The organism is Mesorhizobium sp. P3_A9, from assembly GCF_056402975.1.
The window spans coordinates 1-3780 of record NZ_JBFUGJ010000467.1 but is presented as its reverse complement, the minus strand read 5'-3'; the positions used below and the strand labels follow the sequence as shown (position 1 = coordinate 3780).

Below are 3780 nucleotides of genomic sequence, written 5' to 3'. Positions count from 1 at the left end.
GTTTTCCGGAGTGAGCCTTGGCGACGGTGACGTGGATGGGTCTGACAACACGGTCGTCATGGATGGCATGCTTCTGGGCATGGGAGAGTACCTTCGCAAAGGCGAGATGACCCACGGTTCGCCATTCAAACTCGACAAGGGCACAGGCCCTGACGATATCGTGCCCAGCCTGCACTTTATCGACTGCGTCGTGGCGATCACAGACGTTCACCACAACGGCTTGGAGCGGTTGCAGCGGGCCTGGGACAAGACGGTCGAGTCGCACGGCAATTACTATCTCAACCTCTCTGACACGCCGCTGCCGTCGACTTATCCAATGCCGCCCGCCGGCTGGACGGTCCTTCAAGGCCAGGTGGCCCGCGATTACTGGGCCAACGCCAAGGCGGTCTGGCACGCAACCCATGACGGGACCGACCCGTCACCTCCGCCACCGCCGACCGACCCGACCCACGGAACGACCGGGAACGATACGTTTGTCGGCACTGGCGCGGCCGATAGCTATGATGCCCTGGCTGGCAACGATACACTGCGGGGCCTGGGTGGCAACGACGTGCTGACCGGTGGCGCCGGCAAGGACACCTTCGTGTTTGACACGGCCTATGGGCCTGGCAATGTCGATAGACTAACCGACTTCCATGCGGCCGATGACTCGCTTTATCTCGACAACGCCGTCTTCACCAAGCTCGGCACCGGTTCCTTGTCCAGCCCGACGCAGGTGAACTCGTCGTATTTCGAGTTGCGCGAACACGCCACCAGCCACAACGATTACCTGCTCTACAACCGGACCACGGGCATTCTGTATTATGACCCCGATGGCTCGAAATCGATCCCCCAAGTGGAAATCGCCCACCTAGAGCCCGGGGCGGCCCTGACCTTCCACGACGTGTTCGTCGTTTGATCGCTCATGCGATCGCACATGGCACAACGAAGCGCGAGCGCGTCACCGACAGCGATCAGAAATGGCGGCGGATGGCGCCCATCTAGTTGCCGGTGGCGGGTTTCGCTATGTGGGCTTGTTTGCGCTCAAACGGTTCCCAGGTCGCAACGGTGCATAAGTAGTTCGGACCGTGAGTATCGAGGGAGGCGCTGATGCGGCGCGCGAGGAGCCCTGCCTGCGAATAGATTCGTGGAAGCCGTGCATTGGCGTGAAGCGGCAGTTGCACGGATCCTCGGCCAATTGGGACCTTGTCAGACCCTTTTAGACCATTCGTTTATCTGCCGCTCTGCTTCTTCTTTGGCAATCCCATACCCCTCCTGAATCCGTCCCAGGAGTTGGTCTCGATCATCGTCGGTGACATCGCCCATTGCTCCTTGGCTTTGCTTTTGAACTGCATCCATTTCCCCTTGATTTGATCCCAACTCATCGTTGCCTCCTTCGGTTGGAACAGGCGTAGGAGGAAAACCGGATTGATGACGAATTGTTCCGGCGCTCTAGCTAGACGAATTGCCTCTCCATGATGACGCCAGTGGCAGGAAAGAACCCGCCCTTTTTGGGGTGGGACGTGGGTCTGTTCGAGTGTCGGCGGCGGCGGAGCAATGGGCAGTACTAGTCAAAATTTGGCAATCGCGATTGTCCGTCGAGCAGCCGCCTACCCGGCCTTGTCAGCGCGTCCTGGTGCGAAGGGACCTTCGATCAAGAGGAGCCGACCATGAAACACCAAACCCTAAGCCAACTGCGGACAATCGCAGAAGTGGAACCCTTGTCGACATACCCGATCATGACCCGGCAACAGCGCATCGAGCGCTGGGCAAAGTTGCTAGACGAACATCCCGAGCGACGCCTGGGAGCGYGGACTGGCACTGAGCATCTGAAAGGGCAAGCCCGCGACCCAGCACGCAGTGAGGGCTCGCCAATTACAGTGGCCTTCGAGGATCCGGTACTGCGTGCGGTCGGCCTGAAGGATGCCACCTATGTGGAAGCAAAGCGCTTCTTCGAACTGTCGGACTGGGAATTGCACGACATCGTCTGCAGTTGCCATGTCGGGACCACGATAAGAGGACAATGGGCTGCCGCTAGAGTCCGCCGGACAATCGCTGGGAACAGGTTTTTCAGATGACTCAGGGAGAGAATGTGGCATTGAGGTTGCCTAGAACGGCCACAACGATTGCATCAGTAAGAGCCCTGACACCCGGCTTCTCCCGCGGTCGACCGCACAGCCGGCGTGGAACACTCGCATCACCTCGCGTCCGGCCGCCAGAGCCAGCGGCTCGAAGATTTCGAGCATCGGCCTGTCGTCAGACGCCGCCGCCGCTGTCGTGTTGGTCTTCGGCAATGTCGCGCTCGTTCAGCCAGTGTTCCAGGGCGTCTACCATCTCTTCGGCCGATTTGCCGAGTGTCTTGAGATGGATTTCCGGGTTTTCCGGCGCTTCGTAGGGAGAATCGACGCCGGTGAAGTTCTTGATCTCGCCATTCAGTGCGCGCGCATAGAGGCCCTTCGGATCGCGCCTGGCGCATTCCTGGAAGGGCGTATCGACGAACACCTCGATGAATTCGCCGTCGGCCATCAATTCGCGCGCCATGCGCCGCTCGGCGCTGAACGGCGAAATGAACGAAACAATGACGATCAACCCGGCATCGGCCATCAAGCGCGCCACTTCGGCGACGCGGCGGATGTTCTCGACGCGATCGGCGTCGGTGAAACCGAGATCGCGGTTGAGGCCGTGACGGACGTTGTCGCCGTCCAGGATATAAGTATGGTGGCCGGTGGCGAACAGCTTCTTTTCGAACAGGTTGGCGATGGTCGACTTGCCGGAGCCCGACAGCCCGGTGAGCCAGAATATGGCGGGCCGCTGGTTCTTCATGTCGGCGCGGACGCGCTTGCCGACATCGAGCGATTGCCAGTGGATGTTTTCGGCGCGGCGCAGCGAGTGCACGATCATGCCGGCGCCGACCGTGGCGTTTGAGATGCGGTCGATCAGGATGAAGGCGCCGGTGGTGCGGTTTTCGGCGAAGGGATCGAAGGCGATCGGCGCCCGCGTCGAGATGTTGCAGATGCCGACTTCGTTCATTTCAAGCGACTTGGCCGCTTCATGGGCAAAGTTGTTGACATTGATCCGGTATTTCAGGTCGGTGACAGTGGCGCTGGTCTGGTCGGTCTCGGTGCGCAGGATGTAGGAGCGGCCGGGCAGCAGCGCATGTTCGTCGAACCAGACGATGTTGGCGGCGAACTGGTCTGCGACCTGCGGCCGTGCGGCCGGCGAAACCAGCATGTTGCCGCGTGAGATCTCGACCTCGTCATCAAGAACGAGTGTAACAGCCTGGCCCGCGGCCGCCTGCGTGAGGTCGCCGCCATACGAGACGATCCGCTTGACGCGCGAGGATTTGCCGGACTTGGCGACAACGACCTCGTCGCCAGGCGCAACCGAGCCGGACGCGATCGTGCCGGCAAAGCCGCGAAAGTCGAGATTGGGGCGATTGACATACTGGACCGGGAAACGGAACGGCAGTTCAACCATCGCTTCGTCGACCGACACGGTTTCGAGATGCTCGATCAGCGTCGGGCCGGAATACCATTCCATGCTTTCCGATCGGCGGCTGACATTGTCGCCATAACGGGCCGACATCGGGATCGGCACGATGGTCTGGAAGCCGAGATCGCGCGAGAATTGCCCGTAGTCTTCGACGATCCGATCGAAAACCGCCTGGTCGAAATCGACGAGATCGATCTTGTTGACGGCCAGCACGACATGGCGGATGCCGAGCAGCGAGGCGATGATCGAATGGCGCCGGGTCTGGCGCAGCACCCCTTGCCGCGCATCGATCAGCACGATCGCCAGGTC

2 protein-coding genes and 2 pseudogenes are annotated in these 3780 nt (G+C 60.6%); 2 read left to right on the top strand and 2 right to left on the bottom strand.

The features are described from left to right. Both AC1DX0_RS32645 and AC1DX0_RS32640 read left to right on the top strand, forming a co-directional pair. Positions 1-898 (top strand): annotated as a pseudogene (locus AC1DX0_RS32645) (hypothetical protein); the annotation flags it as partial. A 751-nt stretch (positions 899-1649) separates the two neighbouring features. Further along, positions 1650-2057: a hypothetical protein gene (locus tag AC1DX0_RS32640; RefSeq protein ID WP_477358504.1), complete on the top strand. Its 408-nt coding sequence runs from the start codon at positions 1650-1652 to the stop codon at positions 2055-2057. Between the two features lie 84 nt (positions 2058-2141). On the opposite strand, the pseudogene AC1DX0_RS32635 reads toward AC1DX0_RS32640, so the two are convergent. Further along, positions 2142-2273, bottom strand: a pseudogene (locus AC1DX0_RS32635) (3'(2'),5'-bisphosphate nucleotidase CysQ); the annotation flags it as partial. Beyond that, positions 2236-3780: adenylyl-sulfate kinase (cysC, locus tag AC1DX0_RS32630; RefSeq protein WP_477358503.1), on the bottom strand; the 1545-nt coding region annotated here is incomplete at its 5' end. The pseudogene AC1DX0_RS32635 and the gene cysC, both read right to left, overlap by 38 nt.